This is a genomic window from Aggregatibacter actinomycetemcomitans (genome assembly GCF_023518055.1).
In the GTDB taxonomy this organism is placed as follows: domain Bacteria; phylum Pseudomonadota; class Gammaproteobacteria; order Enterobacterales; family Pasteurellaceae; genus Aggregatibacter; species Aggregatibacter actinomycetemcomitans.
The window spans coordinates 1403547-1429506 of sequence record NZ_CP085096.1; the positions used below are offsets into that span (position 1 = coordinate 1403547).

The window sequence follows — 25960 nt, forward strand, 5'->3', positions numbered from 1 at the left end:
TTTTCTCCTTAGCCTTTTCTAAACATAGAAAGCATACGTTGGGTGACACGGAAGCCACCGAAAATGTTGATGCTTGCCACTAAAATCGCAATAAACGCCAACATGCTGATAAAAAGATTACCTTGTGAAATTTGCAATAACGCTCCCACAATAATAATCCCCGAAATGGCGTTGGTGACTGCCATTAACGGCGTATGTAACGCATGGCTGACGTTCCAGACCACATAATAACCCACGACACAAGCCAATACGAAAACGGTTAAATGTGATAAAAACGCGGCCGGTGCAACAGATGTGAGCCACAGAAAAAGAATACCGACTCCTGCCATAATGCCGTATTTCTTACGCGGATCTACCGGTTTTTCATCTTCTTTTTTGACCGCACTTGTTGCCGCTTTTGCTTGCTGCGGCTGAGCGGAAACCTGAATCGGTGGTGCCGGCCAAGTAATTTCACCGTCACGAATCACAGTCACGCCACGCAATACTACATCATCAAAATTGATGTCAATTTGACCGTCTTTGTTTTTACAAAGTAATTTCAATAAATTAACAAGGTTGGTGCCGTAAAGCTGTGAAGATTGGGTTGGTAAACGGCTTGGCAAATCAGTGTAACCGATGATTTTCACTTGGTTGTCGGTAACCACCACTTCGCCTGCTTTGCTGAGTTCACAGTTACCGCCGGTGGCTGCTGCCAAATCCACGATTACGCTACCCGGTTTCATGGATGCCACCATTTCTTTGGTGATCAAGCGTGGCGCCGGTTTGCCCGGAATTAACGCGGTGGTAATAATAATATCCACTTCTTTCGCTTGTTCGGCGTAAAGTTCTAACGCGCGACGATTGAACTCATCGGACATCACTTTCGCATAACCGTCGCCGCTGCCGCCTTCTTCTTTGAAATCAATTTCAAGGAAGCTGGCACCCATACTTTCAACCTGTTCTTTCACTTCCGGACGGGAGTCAAAAGCACGCACAATGGCGCCGAGGCTGTTTGCCGCACCAATCGCCGCAAGACCCGCAACGCCCGCACCAATCACCAACACTTTCGCTGGCGGTACTTTACCTGCAGCAGTAATTTGTCCGGTGAAGAAGCTGCCGAATTCATGAGCGGCTTCCACTACCGCACGGTAACCCGCAATATTCGCCATGGAGCTTAACGCATCAAGCGCTTGTGCCCGTGAAATACGCGGCACGGCATCCATGGCCAACACATTGATCTTTTTCGCGGAGAGTTTTTCCATTAATGGCGGATTTTGCGCAGGCCAAATAAAGCTGACCAAAGTCGCACCTTCCTTCATTAAGGTAATTTCATCGTCGGTCGGCGCGTTAACTTTAAAAATTATGTCCGCGTTCCAAACCTGCGCAGTATCGCCGATTTTCGCGCCGGCTGCCGCAAATGCCTGATCCTCAAAGCTTGCTTTAAAACCCGCATCATGTTCAACAATCACCTCAAAGCCAAGCTTCAAAATTTGCTGAACCGTCTTCGGCGTTGCCGCCACGCGACTTTCATTATCAAGTAGTTCTCTAGGTACACCAATTAACATAATGATTCCCTTTGATTGATTAATAATCCGGGTAAAATTACCCCCCAAGTGACTATTCTAAAACAGCCAAACTGTAACTAACTCTATCATTGATGAGGAAAAAGTAAAAAAATTTTTTCAGCTTTTTCTTTGATATGTAATCCCTATTACAATACTTCATTTATGCAAAAAAATTAGAAATTCACTACTAACTTTGCTATTTTAGCGCACTAATCGTTTTCCACTATTTAACTTTGGTGTGCTAAAAACACTTAAAAAATCAACCGCACTTTATTGTTCAAAGGTCAACACTATGCAATTACCATCTCTCCAATCCGCAACCTTAATTCGTCGTTACAAACGTTTTCTCGCGGATGTACAACTACCGAGCGGTGACATCACTACCTTGCACTGCGCTAATACCGGTGCCATGATCGGTTGCGGTTCGCAAGGCGACACCCTGTGGTATTCCACCTCCGACAGCGCCACGCGCAAATACCCGAGCTCCTGGGAACTGACCCAATTGGCAAACGGCCACTTAGTTTGTATCAATACCCATCGATCCAATCAACTCACCTTTGATGCATTACAAAAAAAGCAAATTATTGAACTTGCCATGTATGACAAAATCTACCCCGAAGTGAAATACGGCGAAGAGAACAGTCGTATTGATTTCTTACTGAAAGGCAAAGATCTGCCTGATTGCTATGTAGAAGTGAAATCCATCACTTATGTAGATAACGACAAAAAACTCGGTATGTTTCCCGACGCGGTGACCACGCGCGGTCAAAAACATTTACGTGAATTGATCAGCATGAAAAAACAAGGACATCGTGCAGTGATTTTCTTCTGTGGGCTACATGATGGTTTTAATCATTTCCAAATCGCCAAACACATTGATGCCAGATATGACGAATTACTTCATCAGGCGCTGAAAGAAGGTGTGGAAGCCTATGCTTATGCCGCTGAGTTTGAAAAAACACAAGGCATTCCCACCGCACTTAATTTAACTAAAGTGGCACCGTTTAAAGCGGGTTAAGTTTGAATCGCCATTTATTTGATAATTATTTTCATTAAGGCGCTTGACTTCATACTTGAGAACAATTATCATTTAGATCATTCAAACAATAAAATAGATAATCACTCCAACATTTAGCGCCTCCTCCCCCACAAAAGAGGCGTTTTTTTTGCCTGAAATTTGCCGCCCCGGGGTAAAAAAAATTCAAATTTGTCGAATAATCTCTATAATGTAGCCTTTCTGTAATTGAATAACATTAGGAAGTAACATGACTGATATGAATACCGTTCTCGCAGAACTAAAGCGCGGTGTAGATGAAATTCTTTCCGAACAGGATTTAATTGAAAAACTTAAAGAAAATCGCCCACTGCGCGTGAAACTCGGTGCAGACCCAACCGCACCGGACATTCATTTAGGTCACACGGTCGTACTGAAAAAATTACGTCAATTCCAAAATTTCGGTCATGAAGTGATCTTCCTCATCGGCGACTTCACCGGCATGGTGGGCGACCCGTCCGGTAAAAACACCACCCGCCCGCCACTCAGCCGCGAAGACGTGTTGCGCAACGCAGAAACCTACAAACAGCAGATCTTCAAAATTCTTGATCCGCAAAAAACCCGCATCGTGTTTAACTCCGACTGGCTTGGTAAACTCGGCACCGAAGGCATGATTCGCCTGGCAAGCAATTACACCGTTGCCCGTATGCTGGAACGTGATGATTTCAAAAAACGCTTTTCAAATAACCAACCGATCGCTATTCACGAATTCATTTATCCGCTTCTGCAAGGGCAGGATTCCGTTGCCTTAGAAGCCGACGTTGAACTTGGCGGGACCGACCAAAGATTCAATTTATTGGTGGGTCGTGAGTTACAAAAATCCGCCGGTCAAAAACCACAAGTGGCAATTACCCTGCCGCTGTTGGTGGGCTTGGACGGCGAGAAAAAAATGTCCAAATCCCTTGGCAATTACATCGGCGTAACGGACGCACCGAGCGAAATGTTCGGTAAAATCATGTCCATTTCCGATGATCTAATGTGGGATTGGTATAACCTGCTTTCCTTCCGCCCGTTAACGGAAATCATCCAACTGAAAGAGGACGTGGCGAACGGTAAAAACCCACGTGATGTGAAAATTCTGCTGGCAAAAGAAATCATCGCCCGCTTCCACAGCGAAGCCGATGCCGACGCGGCGGAACAAGAATTTATCAACCGCTTCCAAAAAGGCGCCATGCCGGATGACATGCCGGAATTCACCTTTGAAGGTGAAATCGGACTTGCCAACTTGTTAAAAGACGCCGGCTTAGTCGCCTCCACCTCCGAAGCCAACCGCATGGTACAACAAGGCGGCGTGAAAATTGACGGCGAAAAAGTGGACGACGCTAAGCTGATCATCACCACCTCCACCGCCGTTTACCAAGTGGGCAAACGCAAGTTCGCCAAGGTAACGGTGAAATAAAAACATCACAAGAAACGACCGCACTTTCATGCCCGCCATAAAGTGCGGTTATTTTTATTCGTAAATCAGCATAGCTGATTTACTCACCCCATAGGGGTCGTTGGCAAAACCAACGCTCAAAACGCCATGCGTTTTTTAACTACATTTTTAAATAGTATGCCTAAAATCGTTCTTATCAGACATGTAACACCGTTAGTTGATGGAAGTAAATGTAACGCCACTGTTGCTCAAAATCGTTTGGTCGAATATAACGAAACCGAACGCTTGGCATTAGATGAAATAAATTCCTTCAAACAAAGTACTGCATATCAAGAGATGTTAACAATTCCCAAAATATTTGTTTCTCCTATGATAAGAGCACAAAAAACAGCAAACGCTTTATTCCCAAGTAATGAATTAATTACATTGGAGGATCTAAAAGAGTTTGATCTTAAAATAACAAATATGCCTAAAATAAAACTAACGCTTAATTCATGGTTTATTCTTTCCAGAATCTTATGGCTACTGGGACTAAACAAAACACAAAAAAATATTGGTGAAGAAAAAAAGCGCGTTAAGAAATTAATGCCAACCTTACTAAAACAAGATTGCTGTATTGTCAGCCACGGTTTTATCCAACATGAAATAAAAAACTATTTGAAAAAGAATGAGTTTGTAAAATTATTTCATCAAAAAAATGGGTGTTTTTCTGTAGAGATTTTCCAAAATGCTACATTCAAGCAGAATATAAATCTATAGTTTGATAACGGGAGAAGCGGCGCAACGGAACAAACAGAGCTCATGGAACATTTGACGGCAAATGCTATTACAATATTGAAAATCTGCAAAATGTGGAAATGTTATTTGATCGTTATGTGGCGGAAATTGTCCTGAATGACGGCGAAAATGATGACTTCTCGCTTTTTTGCAGATTGGAAAATTGGCTTACAAGTGAAAGGGAATTAGAACTGCAGATTAGCTATTCAGCAGCAATTCAATATTGATAACACAAAAAGTGCGGTAAAAATCCACCGCACTTTTTTCATCAATACACCACCAATCGCTGTGGTCGAATCACATTATTCTCATCAATCACCGCAACGCCGAGAAAGCGATTCTCATGGGAAAATAACCGCACTTGACCTTGTCGTTTTGACGGGTTATTGAATTTTATGCGTTGACCGAATCCGATACCTTGGGTTTGGCTTTCATCCAAGATTAACGCCGAGAGTTTCGCTACGGCGGTATCCATCGGTAACAAAAGTGCATCCAACACCGCTAAATCTTGTTGTTCCGCCAAGGCTTGTAAGTCGTCCCAACTCATCATTTTTTCCGTCGGGTAATCCGCCACTGCCGTGCGACGTAGCATGGTGACGTGCGCGCCACAGCCAAGGACTTCGCCTAAATCATCCACCAAGGTACGAATGTAAGTGCCTTTGGAACAGTGCACTTCGAGGGTTAAATACGGCGCGTGGTATGCAATAAAGTTCAATTCAAAGATCGTAATGGGGCGCGCTTCCCGTTCCACCGTAATACCGGCACGGGCATATTCATAAAGGGGCTTGCCGTTATGCTTCAAGGCGGAAAACATGGTCGGTACTTGCAAAATATCGCCACGAAAAGCCTCAAGTGTGGTCAAAATTTCAGGTGTTTTTACGTTAATCGGGCGGGTTTCCACCACCTGCCCTTCCGCATCGGAGGTATCGGTGCGCTCGCCCAACTTTGCCGTCACCAAATAACGTTTATCGGCGTCCAACAAAAACTGGGAAAACTTGGTAGCTTCGCCCAAGCAGATAGGCAACATTCCCGTGGCTAACGGATCCAATGCGCCCGTATGCCCGGCTTTGTTCGCCTGAAAAATGCGTTTCACTTTTTGCATGATGTCGTTGGAAGACATTCCTTGCGGTTTATCCAGCAAAAATACGCCGTGAATATCACGCCCACGTTTACGCGGTTTGGACATTATTCATTGTCCTCATGGTGTTTTTTCTGATCTTCGCGCACCACATTAGTGACTAAATTCGACATACGCATACCTTCCACTAAGTATTGATCGTAAATAAAACGAATTTCCGGCACGATCCGCAAGCGCATGGCTTTACCAAGTAGCGTGCGAATATAAGGCGCGGCTTTTTCCAAGCCTTTCATGCCTTGTGCGATCGCTTGTTCATCATGATCAAACAAGAACGTGACGAACACTTTGGCATACGCCAAATCACTGGAAACGTCCACATCGGACACCGTCACCATGCCGATTCGGGGATCTTTCACTTCGCGTTGTAAAATCACCGCGATTTCTTTTTGGATTTCTTGTGCGACACGGTCGCTACGTTTGAATTCTCGAGCCATTATCATTATCCTTCTTATTAAAGGCGCTCTATTCTACTTAAATTCCCTTCAATTAGCACGGAAAAAGCATAAAAGTGCGGTGAAATACTAAAGGATTTTCCACTGAATCAAAAACACCGATTGATTATCCATGGTTTGCTGTACTTTTGCCTTCAATGCCTTAAGTAATCTAGATTCCTCTTCTTGAATTTCATCTTGCACATCATCAATCTCGTTGCGTGCTTTACGAAGTTGTTTGCGTAATTTTGAAACTGATTCTTGCAAATCAATCTGACGTGCCAAGTCATTTTCCGTGACCGCTTCACGTTCTTTTGCCCGAATATCTTCTTTAATTTCGCTAATTAAATCTTCCGCAGCCTGCATTTGATCTTCTGCCCAAGTTTGAATACGCAACATTTCCGTTTTCAACAAAACATTATTTTCTAACTGAATCTGCTGTTTAGCTTGCTCAATCTGTTGATAAATCAAAGCATCAAAACCAAGCGGTTGATTTTCTGCTAACGTTCGCACTTGTGCGGGTAATGAAAAGAGCTTTTGCGTAAATTCTTCATCGCTAATCGCATTCCCTTGTTGATCGCAAACGCTAAACACCAACACATCTTGTTTTTCCACAGGTGATGTTACGCAAATTTTATCCAATTTTAACCAGCCCGATTGCCCTTTATATTGTTCCAATAAACTGATTTTTTCAGGATAATGTGTGTAGTCAAATACTAATGTTGCATTTGGCGTTTGGGTATTTAATGCCTCATTAACACAATATTGCCCTAAAGGCTGATTTAAACGATATTCCAGCCCTTCAATCTGTTGAGATCGTGTTTTCTTCGGTAACAAATAACGCCCTATCGACACACCTCCCACCGGCGAATCTTTCAATAAGAAATACCAATCCGAATGGTTAAACACCGCTTTCTCTGCCAAGGCAAATTGCGTCACACCCCAGAACCATTGTTCCATCGCACTCAAACGCTCACGCGCCATCACTTTTAGACGATCTAAAACCGCCTGATCAAAACGCTCCACTATCCACATCGACCGATCCCGTGACTTTTTCCGTACCAGCATTGCATGCTAACCAATCATGGTAAATTTGGGTCGATTGAGCATCATTATTTGTCCCACTAAATATCACCACCTGATCGGCGTAGCCATTTTGAAGCAAGAAATCATACAAATAATGTTGTGTACGAACCGATTCCGTAAAAATAATCGCCTTTTGTGTCGCCCCCAGTTTTGCTATTTCGCCAAAGCCTGTTTGCAAGGCTTTTAATAATGAATTGAGTTTACTATCGCCGACTAAACTTTCTGCTAAGCGAATAAAGCCTTCAATTTCACGAATCTCTTTGTCTAAAAAAACATTCAGGTTTAACGTACCTTCAGTTTCTGGCGTTTCCTCATCAGCTTCTAAATCCGCATCGCTTAAGCCTTCATCGGCTAACAATTCATCAACGACGGCAAGTTCAGAAGAAAGCACGCCTGTATTTTTCAACGATAACAAGCGGTCTAAAATCGCACGCAACGTGCCAAGTACTGCCTTCGGGCTGGAAGCCAATAATTTGCGTAAAATCAATGCCGTTAAATGTTTGTGCTGTTTCGGCAAAGCGTAAATCGTCTCTTTATGCAGAAAATCAGAAATCGCCTCATAAAGTTGTTGTTCGGCATCGCTTGGCATAAATTCTTGCGTGATGGTTTTCTGCTCGGTATAACGCACATATTCCAGCACATTTTTTCGTAACGTGCGTTTAATGAATTTCGCCATACGGCTTTTCAGTTCGCTTAAATTCCCTTTTCGCACAAACTCTTTTTGAAAGAATTTTTTATCCCCAAATAAATGCTCGTCTAATAATGTCGATAAGCCATAAAGCTCCATCAATGAATTTTGCAGTGGCGTTGCCGTCAGCAACAATTTTCGCTTACCGCCAAATGCCTGGCGCATTGCTTTACCCATTTTATTATCGGTTTTGTAGGCGTTTCGCATTTTATGGGCTTCATCAATCACCACTAAATCCCAATCAAATTGCTTGAACGTCGCCATCTCTTTTGTGGCATATTGGTGCGAAACAATCATTACTTGCTGCTCAAGGTGGTTTTTGCAAAAATTCAGCAATTTTGAACCGCTCTTTTGCCGCATTTCCGCCATTACCACTGCTTTATCGACCACCAACGTTGGCAAGTTAAATTTCTCCGCCAGCTCATTTGCCCATTGCTTGCGTAAAATCGCAGGGCAAACGATCAGCAGTTTTCGCTTACGCTCCGCCCACATTTGACACAACACCAAGCCTGCTTCAATGGTTTTACCCAAGCCCACTTCATCGGCAAGTAATACACCCTCTTGTAGCGGATTTTTCAAGGCGAATAATGCCGCATCAATCTGATGCGGGTTGAGATCGACTTTCGCATCAAAAAGCGATTGCGATAAGCGGTTGTCATCAGTGCGACGACAGCTAATTTCATTGGCAAAATAGCGAGCGTGGTAAGCAGTAATACCAATACTACTCATTGTTCATTCTCCCAAACATTTGTGCTAAATAGGCTTCACTATTCATAAAGAGAATATGTTGCTCGGCAAGTTCTTTTTCAGTTTTTGTCATATTCGTCCAATCGGCTAAATCGGTAATCGACAAGATAAAGCTATTCAGCACTAAATTCGGATCGCCAATTTTTATTTGCAGCGTTTTCACTTCCTGATAAAGCCCGAATTTCGGGTCATTTTCGCTCATATTTCGAATGCCTTTTGGATCGACGAAATTAAGCCATTGTTTGCCCGATTGATGATCCACCACCCAAAGCAAAAAATCAGGGTAGAAATTCCCTGCCAAGGCAAAGCCTAAGCCTTTTTCTTTGCGATCTGCATTTCGCATTAAATAAAGCGATTTGCCACCCAACCATGCTGACAATTTGCCCGATGCTTCCGCTGCCATTAAATCTGCCACAAAACGCTGCTCACTTTCCGCTTTGATTGGCAGCGGGGAAAGCTTCACAGGTAAATCCGTTTCCAAATGCAGCAATGGGGCGAACAAGTGCGATTTAAAGCAAATCATCTCTAATCCGCTTAACGGCATCGGATATTGCATCGCTTTTTCCAATTCACGATTCCGAATCAATTTTGCCAATGTTTCCAATTTTTCGACCGCTTTATCTCGGTTATACACCGCATGATCTTCCCGCAATTCAAACTGATATTTCTCTAACAACGAACCATTTTCTTCCGTTACATAAGTCATCTCAAAGAATTGATTTTCATAGGCAGCTTTAAGCCGTTGATAGAACATTTCCGTATAGTTTTTCAGCAGCTCAATTAAAATTTCCTGCTGTTTTTCCACATCAGAAAAACGGTGAATTTCCATGCTAGAAGCTGGAGCATAAAGGCGATACCAGTCATGATTTTCCGTCACAAATTTTCGTAAGCCTTGTTTGCTCACGCGTAAATTCGACCAAGTGCGTTCCATTTTGTATTGCTGCAATTCAAGATAGATTTTATCCCAATCAAAAAACGGCAAGGCTTGCGGATTCAACTGTACTTCCAAGCGTTCATCTTTCATGGATTAACGCCTCATAATCCATGCGTTCCACATCTCGCCAAATAATTAAGGTTTTTTCACCGCTTGGAAGCGTACCCTCCACCGACACCATGCCACGCTCACGGCGATCATCTACCGTATTCACCCGCAACCCAATCAAATAGTTAAAGGTTTCCACTAAATCAATTTTTTGTGGCTGATACGCCCCTGCCGAGCTGGTGGCAATATTTAATTCGTAATCGAACGGTTTGGCAAAATGCTCCGTCGAAAACAACGAACCGCGACTTTCCACATCAAGCATATAGTGCAACAAGTAGTCATTTCGCACCTGTTCATCAAAATCAAAGGTATAAGTTGGCTTGCGTAATTCAAGATTGTTCAAGGTATCTTCATAGCTTTCCAACTTCAACACTTTCACAATTTGCGATACGCCATTCAAACCATTTTCTCCCGCTTCTGGCTTCCCCTCTTTCCATTTTTCGCTAAAAATCACTTTTTGTACGCGAGGTTTTAACACCGTATCGAAATACTCCCCTTGTTCCACAAGGATATATTTGCGATTGCCGTTATCTTCAAGGTTGAGGTTAATTACAGCGTGGGCGATTGTGCCGCTACCTGCGAAGTAGTCAAGAATAAGACTTTCTACATTTAAATTAAAATTCAAAATATATTTCATTAAAGAAACTGGTTTGGGATAACGCTTATCAGAAAAATTCTGATAAAACATATGATCTAATTCTGCACTAGCATTTTCATTAGTGCCAACATTAAAATTTAAATTAATGATATTCCAAGGCTTCTCTGGCTCATATTCTTCTTTTTCATAAGATGGGGAAAATGCTTTGGTTTGAATAATAACCTTTACTCCACTCTTGATTGAATCATCCAAATATTTTTGGCTCCATTTAAATTTTCCTTTTAACACAATAGGTTTAATAAACTTATTATTTTTAACTTCGGTATCTTCTAATAATTCAATTTTATAACTTGATGTGCCGTACATACCAGCCTTATAAATCCCATCTGGTAATTTTGTAGTAATAATATCTGAAGGAAATGTAAGAACCCCTATATTGTTTGTCTGATTCATTAAACCATTTGAACTCTTACTGTTTTTTCTAATACCAGTAAGAGATATTCTATTCTCACTTTGATAAGCTAAAATGTATTCGCAAGATTGTTTTGTTTGTTTAGATAAATTAGGTGGTGTGGTTGTCTTTTGCCAAGAAAAAATATCAATAAAGTTATCTTTACCTAGAGTATAATCTAAAATATTTTTCAGATTGATAATCTCATTATCATCAATACTTGATAAAAAAATTGCATCTTTATTCAAAATGCTCTTGGAGGCTTTTGATAAATTATATAAAAAAGATGCCCATGTAGAATGAGGATAGCCATCTTTATAGACAAATTTTCCATCAATTCTATCTTTTTCTGTATTATACGGCGGATCAATATAAATACATTTCACCTGTTCTTTATATCTTGCCTGCAATAAATTTAATGCTTGGAAATTATCGGAATGAATTAATAAGCCATTAGTTTGTTCATCTAGATCTTCAATGTTTTTTAATATATCTGCCTGAAAACTTGGCTCAAAAAGCGACGTATCCACCACCAAGTACGGGTAATTTTCGCAAAGTTTTTCCGCATTTAAACCGCTTGCATTCACGTTAAACAAAGCTTGCCATTGTTCTAGCTGTGCAGGATTCGCTAACGCGGTTTCAATCAATTCATCAGATAAATGATCAAGCGTAATTAAATAATGCGTGCCTGCCACAAATTTCTTTTTCAGCCATAATTTCTTTTGGAAATCTTCTAATTGTGCCAAAAACGCAATAATTTCTTGGGCAACGGTTTTTAAAATTTTAATTTGCTGTAAATTTTGTTCAATTTCAGAAAAAGCGGTTTCCGCTTGAATATTATCTAAATTCATCACTTCATTTTTAATATAAAAATCCAGTTCTTGATTTAGAAATTTACCCAAGTTTTTATGAATAAAATAATCAGCCGTATTTTTTGCGGTGTAATCCTGCAAATACTTTTTCAATAAGGTGCGTTCTTTCTCTTTTTCTGTTGGCATAAGCGAAAAGAGTTCAAGATAAGCCTCATCTTGAAATGCAAAGTTTTTTAATTTTTCCACCGCTTGATCGATATAATCTGCCTGTTTTTTGCCTTTTGGCATGGCTTTATATTCAAAGCGAATAATAAGTTCATCGCCTTTTTCCTCAATCGGTAAAATATCCGTTTGGATTTCTTCACCGTCTTCATCAACTAAAGTTTGAATTTTCGGCTCGGCAAGCACAAAAAAACGATCTTTTTCATTATCTTTGCGGTTATCTTTGGCAACATCGGCTTCTACAAGACGGAAATGCACCTTTTTGCCGTTCAATTCAAAGGCATAATTACTGAAATTTTCGCCAGACTTGGTGTAATACTGATCTTTATTTGCCCAATGCAACATCACTTCTTCGCCCGAATAAGGAATCGCGTAAGTGTCGTTTTTATAACGGCGTTGGCTGATAAAATCGCCGTTGTCGTAATAGCGGGAAAAGAAAGTGAAAAGATGGTTATAAACTGCCGTTTCTTGCTCGGCATTGCTCGCCAATGCAGTTTGAATTTTTTGAGGAAGTGTGGTTTCAAGAAAGGTGGCAATTTCCGCAGCGCGGGAATTTAAAATGCGATAAATACCGAAATCCAGCTCCGGTTGATTAATTTGAAAAATTTCCTTGAGTTTAGATATAAGTTGTGCAAGGTGAGGTGAGGTGAGGTGAGGTGAGGCATATTTTTTTCCTTTTAAAATCTAGCTGTCAAGTTATTTTTGATGGAATATGGTGTTTATATCCTATGTAAAAGAGCGGTCAAAACACTATGAATTTTGACCGCTCTTTTAGATTAAAAATTAGATCGAACGTTTAACCTCAACCACTTCAAACACTTCAATCTGGTCGCCGACTTTCACATCGTTGTAGTTCTTCACGCCGATACCGCATTCCATGCCGTTACGCACTTCGGAAACGTCGTCTTTGAAGCGGCGGAGGGATTCCAGTTCGCCTTCAAAAATCACCACATTGTCGCGCAATACGCGGATTGGGTTGTTACGTTTCACGACACCTTCGGTCACCATACAGCCGGCGATCGCACCGAATTTCGGATGACGGAACACATCGCGCACTTCTGCCAGACCGATGATTTCTTGTTTGAATTCAGGTTGAAGCATGCCGCTCATTGCCGCTTTGATTTCGTTGAGCAATTCATAAATGATGGAATAGTAACGTAAATCGATATTTTCGCTTTCGATAATGCGGCGGGCGGAGCCGTCTGCACGTACGTTAAAGCCGACAATGATGGCGTTAGAAGCTGCGGCTAACGTTGCATCGGTTTCAGTGATACCACCTACACCGGAGCCAACCACTTTCACTTTCACTTCGTCCGTTGAAAGCTCCATTAAAGATTGAACGATAGCTTCCACGGAACCTTGTACGTCCGCTTTCACAATGACGTTTAATTCCGCCACATCGCCTTCCGCCATGTTGCTGAACATATTTTCCAGTTTGGCTTTTTGTTGACGGGCAAGTTTCACTTCGCGGAATTTACCTTGACGGTATAACGCCACTTCACGCGCTTTTTTCTCATCACGCACTACGGTAGCTTCATCACCTGCCGCCGGTACGCCGGAAAGCCCTAACACTTCCACCGGAATTGCCGGACCGGCTTCGTCGATCTCTTTGCCGTTTTCATCGCGCATTGCACGCACACGTCCGTATTCGAAACCACAAAGCAAAATGTCGCCTTTGGTTAAAGTACCGGATTGAACTAAGATGGTAGCTACCGGGCCGCGACCTTTATCTAAGTAGGATTCAATTACCACGCCTGTCGCCATGCCGTTTTTCACGGCGGTTAATTCAAGCACTTCAGATTGCAACAAGATGGCTTCAAGCAATTCGTCAACACCGGTCCCTTTTTTCGCGGAAACATACACGAATTGCACGTCACCACCGAATTTTTCGGCGATAACGTCATATTGCAATAATTCTTGCTCGACGTGTTCCGGATTGGCTTCCGGTTTATCAATTTTGTTTACTGCAACGACAATCGGCACACCCGCCGCTTTGGCGTGTTGGATCGCTTCGATAGTTTGCGGCATCACGCCGTCATCGGCGGCAACCACAAGCACCACGATGTCCGTCGCTTTCGCACCACGCGCACGCATGGAAGTAAACGCCGCATGTCCTGGCGTATCTAAGAAAGTGATCATTTTGCCATCGTCGGTTTCCACATGGTACGCACCGATATGTTGCGTGATCCCGCCTGCTTCGCCTGCCGCCACTTTGGCTTTACGAATATAGTCAAGTAAGGAGGTTTTACCATGGTCAACGTGCCCCATGATAGTCACCACCGGTGCGCGGGTGACCAATTCGGCGTCCACATCACGATCGCTCATGACCGCTTCTTCCAACTCGTTTTCTTTACGCACGATCACTTTGTGACCCATTTCTTCCGCCACCAATTGTGCGGTTTCTTGGTCGATCACTTGGTTGATAGTCGCCATGGCGCCCATTTTCATCATGGTTTTAATCACTTCAGTGGCTTTTACCGCCATTTTATTGGCAAGTTCGGCAACAGTAATGGTTTCGCCGATCACCACATCACGGTTCACCGCCTGCGCCGGCTTGGTAAAGGCTTGTTGTAGTGCACTGCCTTTTTTCGCTTGTTTGCCTTTGCCGCCCTTCACATCTTTTTGATTACGACGGTTAGACTCGCGTTCATTTTTGTTGCTGTCATCATCACGTCCGCCTTTTTTGGCTTTGGTCACTTTATTTTTGCCGCGACCACGACCTTCATTGCGGCGCTCTTCTTCATCTTCCGCTTCCAGGGCATAACTGGAGGTTAAATTGTAATCGGAGTAATCTTCCGTATTGCTGTTGTGCTGATTATCATCGGAAAGTTCCGCGTAACGCTTCGCTTCTTCTGCTGCTTTACGCGCTTGTTCTTCCGCTTTTTGGCGGGCTAACTCATCCGCTTTACGACGTAATTCCGCTTCTTCCGCTTTGCGTTTCTCTTTTTCCGGATCCACAGATTTAACTTGATTATTGACCGCACTTTGTGCCTTAGTGGCCTGTGCCTGTTTTGCTTTTTCAGCGGCTTCTTTTTCTTTCACCGCCTTCTCTCTTTGCACTTTTTCTTCTACCGCTTTTTGCTCGGCTTCTTGTCTGGCTTTCAATTTTGCCGCTTCTTCGGCTTTTTGTGCGGCTTCTGTCGGAATAGTGCGCTTTTTACGCACTTCCACCTGCACTTCTTTACTCTTGCCGGAAGCGCTGGTACCACTAACAATGGTTTTCGTTCTACGCTGCAAACTCAGTTTCTTCGGCGCGCCTTTTAATTCTTCTATCATCTTCTCACTCCTCTATTACTCAGTGAACCAACAAATATTTCTGGCTGCCATGATTAAATCAGCAGCTTGTTCGGCACCGAGTTCTTCAATATCTGCTAAATCATCAACGCCTTGCTCTGCAAGTTCTTCCAGCGTAGTGATTTGTTTTTCCGACAATTTAAATGCGATATGTCGATTCATGCCTTCAAGATTGAGTAAACGATCTTCAATTTTCGCTTGTTTCAAAGCTTCTTCTTCCGCCAAGGCTTGTGCCGTAATGGCGTTTTTCGCACGGGTTTGCAATTCTTCGACCAAATCTTCGTCTTCCAAACCGTCAATGGCAGTCAATTCGCTGACGGAAACATAAGCCAATTCTTCTAACGTAGAGAAACCTTCATCAATTAATAATTGGGCGAATTCTTCATCAATTTCTAATGTATCAATGAACAAGTTCAACACTTTGTCATCTTCCGCTTGGTGTTTCGCATTGAGTTCCTGTGTGGTCATTACGTTCAACACCCAACCGGTTAATTGGGTCGCCAAACGCACGTTTTGCCCGTTACGACCGATGGCTTGCGCCAGATTTACTTCTTCGACGGCAATATCCATGGCATGTTTATCTTCATCCACCACAATGGAACTCACATCTGCCGGCGCCATGGCGTTAATCACAAATTGTGCCGGATTGTCGTCCCAAAGTACGATATCAACGCGCTCACCGCCCAATTCATTGGTAATTGCCTGAACGCGCGCACCACGCATACCTACGCAAGCGCCCACCGGATCAATACGTTTATCATTGCTTTTCACCGCAATTTTCGCACGGGATCCCGGATCACGGGCGGCACTTCTGATTTCGATTAATTCTTCACCGATTTCAGGCACCTCCAAACGGAATAATTCAATCAACATTTCCGGTTTGGCGCGGCTCACGAACAATTGAGTGCCTTTATTTTCCGGACTGACTTTATATAACACACCGCGCACACGGTCGCCCGGACGGAAATTCTCACGCGGTAACATATCTTCGCGTAACATGACTGCTTCCGCTTTGTTACCGTCTTCACCGTTCACATCTAAAATAACGCTGTCGCGGTTACTTTTCTTCACGGTAGCAGTAATAATTTGACCTTCTTTGGAGCGGAATTGATCAACGATTTTGCTGCGTTCCGCTTCACGAATTTTGGTACTGATAACCTGACGGGCGGTTTGCATAGTAATACGGTCAAAGGCGATGGACTCAATTTGATCTTCCACATAATCACCCACTTGCGCGTCAGGATCTTCAAAACGTGCTGCTTCCAACGTGATTTCTTTAGTCGGATTATTCACTTCTTCCACCACAACCCAACGACGGAAGGTGTCGAATTCGCCGGTTTTTGGATTAATGGCGACGCGAACATCTACGTCATATTCGTATTTTTTCTTGGTTGAGAGGGCGATTGCACTTTCCAACGCTTCAAAAATTTTCTCGCGTGGCAATAATTTTTCATTGGATACGGCTTCTACCGCTAATAAAATTTCTTTACTCATGCTGTTTCTATCCTTCTTTAAATTTAAAATTTCGCGACAACGCTAGCTTTTTGAATATTACCGAACGCTAAAATCTGTTCCTGTTTATCCACAATCAGCGTAATCATATCATTTTCAATTTTCGCCAATTCCCCTTGCCATTTACGACGATCCGCCACCGGAATGCGCAAATGCACCAAGATTTCCTGCCCAACATAACGGGCATATTGTGCAAAGGTAAACAACGGGCGATCCAACCCCGGTGAGGAAACCTCAAGGTTATATTTATCCGCAATAGGATCTTCCACATCTAACACTGCACTCACCTGACGGCTCACATCGGCGCAATCTTCCACCGTCACACCGCCTTCTTTATCAATAAACAAACGCACGGTTAAATAACGACCGACACGCTGGCATTCAATGCCCCAAAGCTGACAACCGAAATCTTCCACCGAGCCTTGTAATAAATCCTGTAATTTTTGTTCCAAAGTTGCCAAAACAACCTCCCTCAAACGATAGACGTAAAAAAAGGGCTTACAGCCCAGTTTTCAATAATTATCAAACAGTTATAATTAATTATTTGATATTTAAACAACAAATTTATCGTATAAAAAAACCCCAAAATTGGGGTTCTTTTTACTGAACTTGTGATTGGTTGCGGGGGCCGGATTTGAACCGACGACCTTCGGGTTATGAGCCCGACGAGCTACCAAGCTGCTCCACCCCGCGTCCGAAATATGTGGCGTATTATAGTTATCTGTAATGAAAATAGCAAGGTTTAATTCAGCAAAAGTCAACATAAAAAAACATCGCGAAAATCCACCGCACTTTTTATGATCCACTTCAAACTTTGTACATAAAGCCGTTTGCAGTGGCTTTATTTTTTCGCTACATTCAATGTTCTACGAATAAATCTCACCATCTAAGGAGCAATTATGGATTTAATTATCGGTTTAATCGCCATTGTCGCCGTCGCCTACTACATCGTAAAAGGCTATTCGGCGACAGGCGTATTAATGTTCGGCGGCTTGGCGCTGTTATTGATTTCCGTGTTATTGGGGCATTCCATTTTGCCGGAAAACGTCAAAAGCACCGGCTCCGCCTATTTTGATATTCTGGAATATGTGAAACATTTACTGTCAAATCGCGCCGGCGGCTTGGGTTTAATGATCATGATTTTATGCGGCTTCTCCGCCTACATGACCCATTTGGGCGCCAACGACGTGGTGGTCAAACTGGTTTCCAAACCCTTAAAAAATATTCGTTCGCCATATATTTTAATGGTGTTCGCCTATTTTCTAGCGTGCCTGATGTCCTTTGCGGTCGCCTCTGCCACAGGTTTAGGCGTATTGTTAATGGCGACCCTGTTCCCCGTCATGGTCAATGTCGGCATCTCTCGAGGTGCGGCGGCAGCCATTTGTGCCTCACCGATTTCCATTATTTTGTCACCGACCTCCGGTGATGTGGTGTTATCCGCCGAAATCTCCCAAATCCCATTAAGCGAATTTGCTTTCGGCACTAGCCTGCCGGTTTCCCTTTTCGCCATTTGCGGCATCGCCGTCGCCCATTTTTTCTGGCAACGTTATTTGGATCGCAAAGAAGGCATTAAAATCGAACGGGTTGACGCGTCCGAAATCAAAACCATCGCGCCGAATTTCTACGCGATTCTACCGCTTTTACCCATCATCGGCGTGTTACTTTTCGATGGTAAATTCGGGTTACCGAAACTGCACATCGTGACCATCATTATTCTGTGTTTTATCATTACCGCTGTGATTGATTTCGCCCGCAACTTCAGCGCGAAGAAAACCTTTGATAACTTGGTGGTCGCCTATCGCGGCATGGCGGACGCCTTTGCCGGCGTGGTGATGCTATTGGTCGCCGCAGGCGTATTCGCACAAAGTTTAAGCACTATTGGTTTTATCACCAATCTCATTGATTCCGCCCAATCTTTCGGTGGCAGCAGCTTAACTATGATGTTAGTACTCGCCGTCATCACCATTTTAGCCACCATGGCGACCGGCTCCGGCAACGCGGCATTCTACGCTTTCGCCGAACTGATCCCGAAACTGGCGGCGCAAATGGGCGCCAATCCGGCTTATTTAACTATTCCGATGTTACAAGCCTCCAACTTAGGTCGCGGCTTATCACCGGTGTCTGGCGTAGTGGTCGCGGTGTCCGGCATGGCGAAAATCTCTCCGTTTGAAATCGTAAAACGAATGTCCGTGCCGATGGCGGTGGGTTTCATTTGTGTGGTTATCGCCACAGAGTTATTCATTCCCGCCTAATTCACCGTAAAGTGCGGTGGTTTTTCCCGATGTTTTTCTACACTAAAAAAACACCCGTGAAATCCACCGCACTTTTGTTTGCCAAAACACCGCAATCGTTTACGTTATTCAAGGGAAGTGGTAGAATGCGCCACCGTTTTACAAGAGAGACAAAAAATCATAAGCAAGTGCGGTTAAAATTCGCGCTATTTTGTATTGCATTGCAATACGATTGACGTATAATTTCCTCGTATTTCACCATGTAGGAAAAAATTATGTTAGATAGCGCAGTGAATTTCCGTACTCAAGCCGACATCAAAGAGCAAGCGTTTAACGTCATTAAAAGCTATGGCTTAACGCCCGCTCAGGTGTTAAATATGTTTTTGACCCAAATTGCCAAAACCAACACAATTCCGCTCAGTTTGGATTATCAGCCGAATACAAAAACAGCTAATGCAATCAATGAATTAATGAGCGGAAAAGGGGAAAGATTTAGCGTAGATTCCTTTGATGAATTTCAACAAAAAATTCGTGATTTAAGCAAATAAAAAGGATTTTCATGGATTACGTTTTATCAAAAGAATATAAACGGGACTTAAAAAAAATTCCGGTCGAAATTCAATCCGGTCCGGAATATGCAGAGGTTTTATATTGCCTGTTCAATCAAAAATCCCTACCCGAACGATATAAAGATCATGCTTTGCAAGGAAATTGGCAGGGATTTCGAGATTGCCACATCAAAAATGATCTCATTTTAATTTACAAAATAGAAGCAGACACCCTCTATTTTGCAAGGCTAAATTCTCACTCGGAAGTGTTTAAATAAAATTCATATCCATTACATATTAGAGAAAACCATGACCAACATCCATAACCATAAAATCCTCATCCTCGACTTCGGTTCCCAATATACCCAACTCATCGCCCGCCGTGTGCGTGAAATCGGGGTGTATTGTGAGCTTTGGGCGTGGGATGTGACCGAACAACAAATCCGTGATTTCAACCCAACGGGGATTATTCTTTCCGGTGGTCCGGAAAGCACCACGGAAGAAAACAGCCCGCGCGCACCGGAATATGTCTTTCATGCCGGCGTGCCGGTATTAGGCATTTGCTACGGTATGCAAACCATGGCAATGCAGCTTGGCGGCTTAACGGAAACCTCTGATCACCGCGAGTTCGGTTATGCCTCCGTTTTAATAGAAAATCCGACCGCACTTTTTGCCCATTTAAATGACGGCGACAGCAAATTAGATGTGTGGATGAGCCACGGCGATAAAGTTACCCGCCTGCCGAAGGACTTCCAAATCACCGGCACCACGCCGACCTGCCCGATTGCCGCCATGTCTGATGAAAATCGTCGTTTCTACGGCGTGCAATTCCACCCTGAAGTAACCCACACCAAAAAAGGCTTGGAATTATTAACCAATTTCGTAGTAAACATTTGCGGTTGCGAAACCAAATGGACGGCAGAAAACATCATTGAAGATGCCGTGGCGCACATTAAAGCGCAAGTAGGTGATGACGAAGTGATTTTAGGCTTATCCGGCGGCGTGGATTCTTCCGTGGTGGCGCTGTTATTACATCGCGCTATCGGCAAAAACTTACATTGCGTGTTCGTGGATAACGGTTTATTGCGTTTAAACGAAGGCGTTCAGGTGATGGAAATGTTCGGCGATAAATTCGGTTTGAACATTACCCGTGTTGATGCAGAAAGCCGTTTCTTGAGCGAGTTGGCGGGCGTTTCCGACCCTGAGGCAAAACGTAAAATTATCGGCAAAGTGTTTGTGGATGTGTTCGACGACGAATCGAAAAAACTCACCAACGTAAAATGGCTCGCGCAAGGCACCATTTATCCTGACGTGATCGAATCCGCCGCCGGCAAAACCGGCAAAGCCCATGTGATCAAATCCCACCATAACGTAGGCGGCTTGCCGGATTACATGAAATTAGGCTTAGTTGAGCCGTTACGCGAACTATTCAAAGACGAAGTGCGCAAAATCGGCTTGGCATTAGGCTTACCGGCAGAAATGATCAACCGTCATCCGTTTCCCGGCCCGGGTTTAGGGGTGCGCGTACTCGGCGAAGTGAAAAAAGAATACTGCGATTTATTACGTCGCGCCGATGCAATTTTTATCGAAGAATTGCATAACAACGGTTGGTATGCGAAAACCAGCCAAGCCTTCAGCGTATTCCTGCCGGTGAAATCGGTAGGTGTGATGGGCGACGGGCGTAAATATGACTGGGTTATCTCCCTGCGCGCCGTAGAAACGATCGATTTTATGACCGCACATTGGGCACACCTGCCTTATGATTTGCTCGGCAGAATTTCCAATCGCATTATCAATGAAGTAAACGGCATTTCCCGTGTGGTATATGACATCAGCGGAAAACCACCAGCAACGATTGAGTGGGAATAATATTTCCGCATTTCATAACATTTCATGACGTTTCAAAATAGTTATAAAGCCCCTCTCTGTCGGGGTTTTGTTATTTCATGGCGTTTCATACCATTTCATAGTATTTCATTTTTATTGCGTTATTTTTGACGGTGTGTATTGAAACACAATCCAAAAAGATCAAAAATACCGACACTTTTCAGACGGTATAATGGACGTAATAAAAATGCTCACCTATTCAAAAATCAAATCACTAAAACCAAAAGATAAACTCTATAAAGTCGCTGATCGTGACGGGCTTTATGTATCAGTCACTCCCGCAGGGACTATCACATTCCGTTACGACTACAGAATCAACGGTAGACGCGAAACATTAACTATCGGTAAATACGGCGCCGACGGAATAAATCTCGCAGAAGCGCGCGAAAAATTAATGATCGCAAGGAAGCAGGTCAGTGAAGGCATTTCTCCTGCCGGTGAAAAGCGTAATCAAAAAGACCTTATCCGCAATGCAGATCGCTTTTCCGCTTTCGCTGAAAAATACCTTGAGGAGGTGCAACTGGCAGAAAGTACAAAAGCCCTCCGCGTGGCCACTTACGAACGAGATATTAAAGGCACGTTTGGGAATCGCTTAATGACCGAAATCACTACGGATGAAATCCGCCGCCATTGCAATAAAATTAAAGATCGCGGTGCGCCTTCCACGGCCATTTTCGTACGGGATTTAATCGCGAATATCTACCGATATGCGATTCAGCGCGGACATAAACTGCCAAATCCAGCCGATGAAATCGCAAATTCATCTATTGCAACGTTCAAAAAGCGCGAACGCGTTCTAACCCCGAGAGAAATAAAACTCTTTTTTAGCACACTTGAAAACACTCAATCGGATTTCGCACTGAAAAAAGCAGTAAAATTTATCTTGCTAACTCTTGTGCGAAAAGGTGAACTCATTAATGCGACTTGGGATGAAGTAGATTTTAAAAATAAGGTGTGGACGATTCCGGCAGAAAGAATGAAAGCGAAACGAACGCATAATGTCTAATCAGACGATACAACACGCGCCAACGCTTGCGCGGTTTAGGTGCCAACATTGCCCCGCGGTAAGTGCGGCTTGACAATGTTTCGTCTGCCGCTCCGCCGATTAGCGCATTAAATAACTGATCAATTGCCACGACAACATGATAGCCCCAAATTTTAATTTTCTTTATCTGCATAGGTTTTGCTCCATCCGGTTGAATAATTATAGTTTAATGGCTCCGCTGACTGCTCCAATGCTAATTTGTGCTTTGTTGCAACTTGATGATTGTGCAGCTTGGAATCTTTCAATTCTTTGAATAACGCTTTCATTTTTTCGTGGTCCATCATGACAACATCATTTTCATACGTCGTCCACGGCACCGTTTCATCACCCAACACATCAAACGCTGCTTTCAGCTCAATGACGTTCGCGCGCGCTTTGTCATCCGAATCGAACCACTTACCGATACTTTCCACATACACCCCGCCCGCAGTTTTTTCATCACGCAGTTGATTGATTTTGGCGCAAATTGTTTTACGCTGTTCCAGCAAAAGTGCGGTCTTATTTTTCTCTGAAATTATCCACTTGCCGTTTTTGAATTCATGCAAATGACTTGGCTGTGGTTCAACTAAAATTGGCTTGCCCTCACTGTCGGCAATAATTTGTTTACCGGCAGATTGTCCTTCAAGTAAAGTGCGGTAGGTTTGTTCGGTGATTTCTACTGCACCTTGCGGTACATAGCCGCCATTTTCATCGTTATAGAAACCGTCTTTATAATAAATTGCCATTATTTCCATCTCCCGATTGCGTAAAATTGGATGCGTACATTGCCCTGGTCAGGATGACCATGTTCATATTCGCGATAAAATACTGTGGCATGATTCGATTTAGTTAAAATGTTTACACCGCAATCATGTGCATCATTAACTTCTGTGGTAATAAATGGGATGACAATTGGCGTGTCGATAAATGCCTGGGCCCAGTTAAATGATTTTTCATCATTGAAATCTTTTAAGTCGTTCTGATAGATAATGTATGTTTGAATCATCGTCCCGTCTGGATACCTGCGGATTTCAAAATTGCCGATTTTTTGATATTGGAAATCGTGTCGAAACGTCACTCTTCCCAAATCTGTTGTATCAACGCGGACTTTTAATCCATCTGTTAGCCATGACAGGGCAATATCGTGTGGGTTGCCTTCTTTGTAGATTGTACTATTTAATGATCTGCCGGTTGATGTTACTACATCACCGGCCGACCGGAATGTACCGTTATGCTCAAACTCCCAGTTTTTAAAAGTTCCGTTATCTTCGTTTAAATTTATAACTCCGCGTCCAAATTCACCATTCTCGTAATATCCGGTTTGCTTCGTCGTATATCCTATCGAAAAGACTGCTCCCCAGTCTCCTTTTGTTCTAACTTTGCCTTTTATAAAAGGATGGAATGTTGATTCGCGTGTATAACCTACCGCATCAACGAAAAATGGGGCTTGCATGTCAAATTGATTATGATAGCCGCCCGTGCCGTGGTGCTTAGTAATAATGTTTGGAACCGAAAGCTGGCCTGTCATTGTATCGCCGCTCTTTGACACACGCCCGTTTGCGTTATCATTAGCATTATTTGCGATATTTTCAGCAGAGTTTGCCGTATGTTGTGCATTATCTGCTGCGGTTTTCGCTTCAACGCCTTTGTCATAAGCCGTTTTGACCGCTTTTGATGTCGCTACAGTATCAGACGAGTTACTATTCACTTCATCAGATTTTTTGCTGTTCGGAATAACATCACCTAGAGCTCTTGTATTGGAATCAATAAGCTGTTTTAGCAAAAATGCAGTTTTAGGCGTTAATGCCAAATCCTCGCGCTGACTGTCGTAACCGGTATAAAGTTGGGTTAAGCCGTATTGAGTTAATGTCGCACGGGCAATTTCAGTTAGCGTAAGCCCCAACGCACCCAATATTGCGAATTAGCTTCATTTGGTTGGTTGTTTTGGTTTGCTTTTAGTGCGCGATAGCTTAAGCCGTCAAACTGTACGCAAGAACCTTTATTGTAGTCTTGTGTAAACGGCGCGTCATACCGATTTTAAATACGTTTTTTGCCCTCTACGCTGTTTGATTTTCTTGACTATCCAGTAAATCAATGCAAAAGGGCTGCATAAAATTAAAATAACGATAATTCCGGCAATAATGTTGGTTGTGTTCATAGATATGTTCCTTAGTAAAAAATAGAAACGCCCATTCTACAAAACCCAAGACATTTCCGTAAGTTCTCCCTCAAATTTATTTCAATTTTGCGATCTGCGTCGCAGATTCCATTATTAAAAAAACCTACGTTTTAAACAGGCTTTTGAAAAAAGTTTATCAAATAAATCATCACTTAAAAAACACAACAAAAATGTTGCTCATACAACAAATTTGTTGTATTCTATCCTCACTGTATAGCAAAGGAGGTACCCCGATGAAATACAGTGAATTCTTGCGATACTTGCTTGAGCAAGGCTGCAAAGTCGAAGCAACCAAGCGCGGAAGTCATCGCAAGGTAACGTTGAATGAGTGCCAAACTGTCTTTCCCTACCATGGTAGTAAAGAAATCGGTACCGGCTTAGTTCACAAAATCAAAAAAGACTTAAACTTAAAATAAGTCTTTCGCCTCTGAAAAGGGGCGTTTTCTCAAACGATTTAAGGAGAAACCATGTTACGCTACCCTGTTGAAATCACCCCGGATGATAACGGTACATTCCTTGTCACTTGCCCCGACATTCCCGAAATGGCAAGTGTAGGTGAAGATATTGAAAGCGCACTACTTGAAGCGGAAGAAGGTTTAGAAACCGCCCTTGAATTTTATTTTGATGATAAACGCCCAATTCCAATGCCAAGCCAGCCAAAAGATGGGCAGTATATGGTTCCGCTTTCCTTATTGCGTTCACTAAAAGTCTTCTTACTCAATGAAATGCTCGCACAAGGTGTGCGAAAAGCTGAAATGGCGCGCCGTCTTGATGTTCACATGCCGCAAGTCGATCGCTTATTAGATTTTCGCCACCCATCCAAAATTGATTTTGTTGAAAAAGCCTTTAAAAAATTAGGGCGCGAAATTAATTTATCGGTTCATTAAAAAATGCGGTCGATTTGACCGCACTTTAAGCTGTATAGCGTGCGGTCTGTTGTTGCCCGTAAATGTCTTGATAGTCAATTGAGATTGTCAGCTTGCGCGAATCGGGTTCAAAATCCGCCTGATAATCGGTAATTTTTGACACTCCTTCCGTTCCCAGTACATGCCGCTTTATTTTAATTTCCCAATCCGCCAGATTCACACCGCGCCCCATTTGTTCAAGCCACGGCAAGCCATGTTCCAGATCTAGAAACCAGTCATTGGCAAACGACCAAAGGCGGGTTTGTACATTCTGTGCGATAGCTTCAGATTCGGTGGCGTAGTTCGAAAAACCTTGCCCAAACGTCCAATCGTGATTTTTATCCAGCCGTCTTACTCTTGTTGTCATTGTGGTGTTCCTGTTGTTCCGCCGCTGTCGCCCCGGTGAGTATGT

General features: G+C 43.1%; 20 protein-coding genes, 1 tRNA gene and 3 pseudogenes. 10 read left to right on the plus strand and 14 right to left on the minus strand.

Going from position 1 to position 25960, the window contains the following annotated elements:
• Window positions 1-8 precede the first annotated feature (8 nt).
• Window positions 9-1544, minus strand: a complete 1536-nt coding sequence (pntA, locus tag LIN98_RS07030) for a Re/Si-specific NAD(P)(+) transhydrogenase subunit alpha (protein ID WP_032997444.1) — start codon at window positions 1542-1544, stop codon at window positions 9-11.
• Between the two features lie 292 nt (window positions 1545-1836).
• On the opposite strand from pntA, the gene sfsA reads away from it, so the two are divergent.
• The 3 genes from sfsA to LIN98_RS07045 all read left to right on the plus strand — a co-directional run bounded on the left by sfsA (window position 1837) and on the right by LIN98_RS07045 (window position 4735).
• A complete protein-coding gene (gene sfsA, locus LIN98_RS07035; RefSeq protein ID WP_148326201.1) occupies window positions 1837-2562 on the plus strand; it encodes a DNA/RNA nuclease SfsA in 726 nt (241 codons plus the stop codon).
• Window positions 2563-2809: 247 nt separating this feature from the next.
• On the plus strand, window positions 2810-3997 hold the full coding sequence (gene tyrS, locus LIN98_RS07040) for a tyrosine--tRNA ligase (protein ID WP_148322020.1): 1188 nt from the start codon (window positions 2810-2812) through the stop codon (window positions 3995-3997).
• A 126-nt stretch (window positions 3998-4123) separates the two neighbouring features.
• Window positions 4124-4735 (plus strand): histidine phosphatase family protein, encoded by a 612-nt coding sequence (locus tag LIN98_RS07045; protein ID WP_005567156.1) that lies wholly within the window; start codon window positions 4124-4126, stop codon window positions 4733-4735.
• A 286-nt stretch (window positions 4736-5021) separates the two neighbouring features.
• Here the strand turns inward: LIN98_RS07045 and truB are convergent, their stop codons facing one another.
• From truB to LIN98_RS07090, 9 genes and pseudogenes are all read right to left on the minus strand, one after another.
• Window positions 5022-5939, minus strand: a complete 918-nt coding sequence (gene truB, locus LIN98_RS07050; RefSeq protein WP_249856097.1) for a tRNA pseudouridine(55) synthase TruB — start codon at window positions 5937-5939, stop codon at window positions 5022-5024.
• Window positions 5939-6325, minus strand: a complete 387-nt coding sequence (gene rbfA / locus LIN98_RS07055; protein ID WP_005567153.1) for a 30S ribosome-binding factor RbfA — start codon at window positions 6323-6325, stop codon at window positions 5939-5941. Before rbfA ends, truB begins: the two co-directional genes overlap by 1 nt.
• A gap of 87 nt (window positions 6326-6412) precedes the next feature.
• A pseudogene (locus LIN98_RS07060) lies at window positions 6413-8825 on the minus strand (SNF2-related protein).
• A pseudogene (locus LIN98_RS07065) lies at window positions 8818-9870 on the minus strand (DEAD/DEAH box helicase family protein); the annotation flags it as partial. The pseudogenes LIN98_RS07060 and LIN98_RS07065, both read right to left, overlap by 8 nt.
• Window positions 9857-12313, minus strand: coding sequence for a site-specific DNA-methyltransferase (locus LIN98_RS07070; RefSeq protein WP_233443956.1), 2457 nt, complete (start codon window positions 12311-12313; stop codon window positions 9857-9859). The gene LIN98_RS07070 and the pseudogene LIN98_RS07065, both read right to left, overlap by 14 nt.
• Before the next feature lie 438 nt (window positions 12314-12751).
• Entirely contained in the window at window positions 12752-15244 is a 2493-nt protein-coding gene (gene infB, locus LIN98_RS07075; protein ID WP_014167747.1) for a translation initiation factor IF-2, read from the minus strand.
• A gap of 15 nt (window positions 15245-15259) precedes the next feature.
• A complete protein-coding gene (gene nusA / locus LIN98_RS07080; protein ID WP_005569410.1) occupies window positions 15260-16756 on the minus strand; it encodes a transcription termination factor NusA in 1497 nt (498 codons plus the stop codon).
• 23 nt (window positions 16757-16779) lie between these two features.
• Window positions 16780-17235, minus strand: coding sequence for a ribosome maturation factor RimP (rimP, locus tag LIN98_RS07085; protein ID WP_005569409.1), 456 nt, complete (start codon window positions 17233-17235; stop codon window positions 16780-16782).
• A 155-nt stretch (window positions 17236-17390) separates the two neighbouring features.
• Window positions 17391-17467 (minus strand) — tRNA-Met (locus LIN98_RS07090).
• 206 nt (window positions 17468-17673) lie between these two features.
• Here LIN98_RS07090 and dcuC point away from each other — a divergent pair.
• From dcuC to LIN98_RS07115, 5 genes are all read left to right on the plus strand, one after another.
• A complete protein-coding gene (gene dcuC / locus LIN98_RS07095; RefSeq protein WP_005545994.1) occupies window positions 17674-19026 on the plus strand; it encodes an anaerobic C4-dicarboxylate transporter DcuC in 1353 nt (450 codons plus the stop codon).
• A 254-nt stretch (window positions 19027-19280) separates the two neighbouring features.
• Window positions 19281-19553, plus strand: coding sequence for a type II toxin-antitoxin system RelB/DinJ family antitoxin (locus tag LIN98_RS07100; RefSeq protein ID WP_005539223.1), 273 nt, complete (start codon window positions 19281-19283; stop codon window positions 19551-19553).
• A gap of 11 nt (window positions 19554-19564) precedes the next feature.
• The gene (locus tag LIN98_RS07105) at window positions 19565-19831 is read left to right on the plus strand and encodes a type II toxin-antitoxin system RelE/ParE family toxin (RefSeq protein ID WP_014167746.1); all 267 of its coding nucleotides are present in this window, start codon (window positions 19565-19567) and stop codon (window positions 19829-19831) included.
• Between the two features lie 31 nt (window positions 19832-19862).
• Window positions 19863-21422, plus strand: coding sequence for a glutamine-hydrolyzing GMP synthase (gene guaA / locus LIN98_RS07110; protein ID WP_005590096.1), 1560 nt, complete (start codon window positions 19863-19865; stop codon window positions 21420-21422).
• A gap of 190 nt (window positions 21423-21612) precedes the next feature.
• Window positions 21613-22446 (plus strand): tyrosine-type recombinase/integrase, encoded by an 834-nt coding sequence (locus LIN98_RS07115; RefSeq protein ID WP_249856098.1) that lies wholly within the window; start codon window positions 21613-21615, stop codon window positions 22444-22446.
• Here the strand turns inward: LIN98_RS07115 and LIN98_RS10515 are convergent.
• From LIN98_RS10515 to LIN98_RS07125, 3 genes and pseudogenes are all read right to left on the minus strand, one after another.
• Window positions 22430-22618: pseudogene (locus LIN98_RS10515) on the minus strand (hypothetical protein); the annotation flags it as partial. The gene LIN98_RS07115 and the pseudogene LIN98_RS10515 sit on opposite strands and share 17 nt — an antisense overlap.
• Window positions 22599-23210, minus strand: coding sequence for a DUF4376 domain-containing protein (locus LIN98_RS07120; protein ID WP_005590093.1), 612 nt, complete (start codon window positions 23208-23210; stop codon window positions 22599-22601). The pseudogene LIN98_RS10515 and the gene LIN98_RS07120, both read right to left, overlap by 20 nt.
• Entirely contained in the window at window positions 23210-24376 is a 1167-nt protein-coding gene (locus LIN98_RS07125; RefSeq protein ID WP_005590091.1) for a phage tail protein, read from the minus strand. Before LIN98_RS07125 ends, LIN98_RS07120 begins: the two co-directional genes overlap by 1 nt.
• Before the next feature lie 500 nt (window positions 24377-24876).
• Between LIN98_RS07125 and LIN98_RS07130 the strand changes: the two genes are divergently transcribed.
• Window positions 24877-25059, plus strand: a complete 183-nt coding sequence (locus LIN98_RS07130) for a type II toxin-antitoxin system HicA family toxin (RefSeq protein ID WP_005578509.1) — start codon at window positions 24877-24879, stop codon at window positions 25057-25059.
• A gap of 51 nt (window positions 25060-25110) precedes the next feature.
• A complete protein-coding gene (locus tag LIN98_RS07135; protein ID WP_014167744.1) occupies window positions 25111-25530 on the plus strand; it encodes a type II toxin-antitoxin system HicB family antitoxin in 420 nt (139 codons plus the stop codon).
• Between the two features lie 25 nt (window positions 25531-25555).
• Here LIN98_RS07135 and LIN98_RS07140 read toward each other — a convergent pair whose 3' ends face one another.
• Window positions 25556-25915 (minus strand): contractile injection system sheath initiator, encoded by a 360-nt coding sequence (locus LIN98_RS07140; RefSeq protein WP_005572282.1) that lies wholly within the window; start codon window positions 25913-25915, stop codon window positions 25556-25558.
• Window positions 25916-25960: the final 45 nt, after the last annotated feature.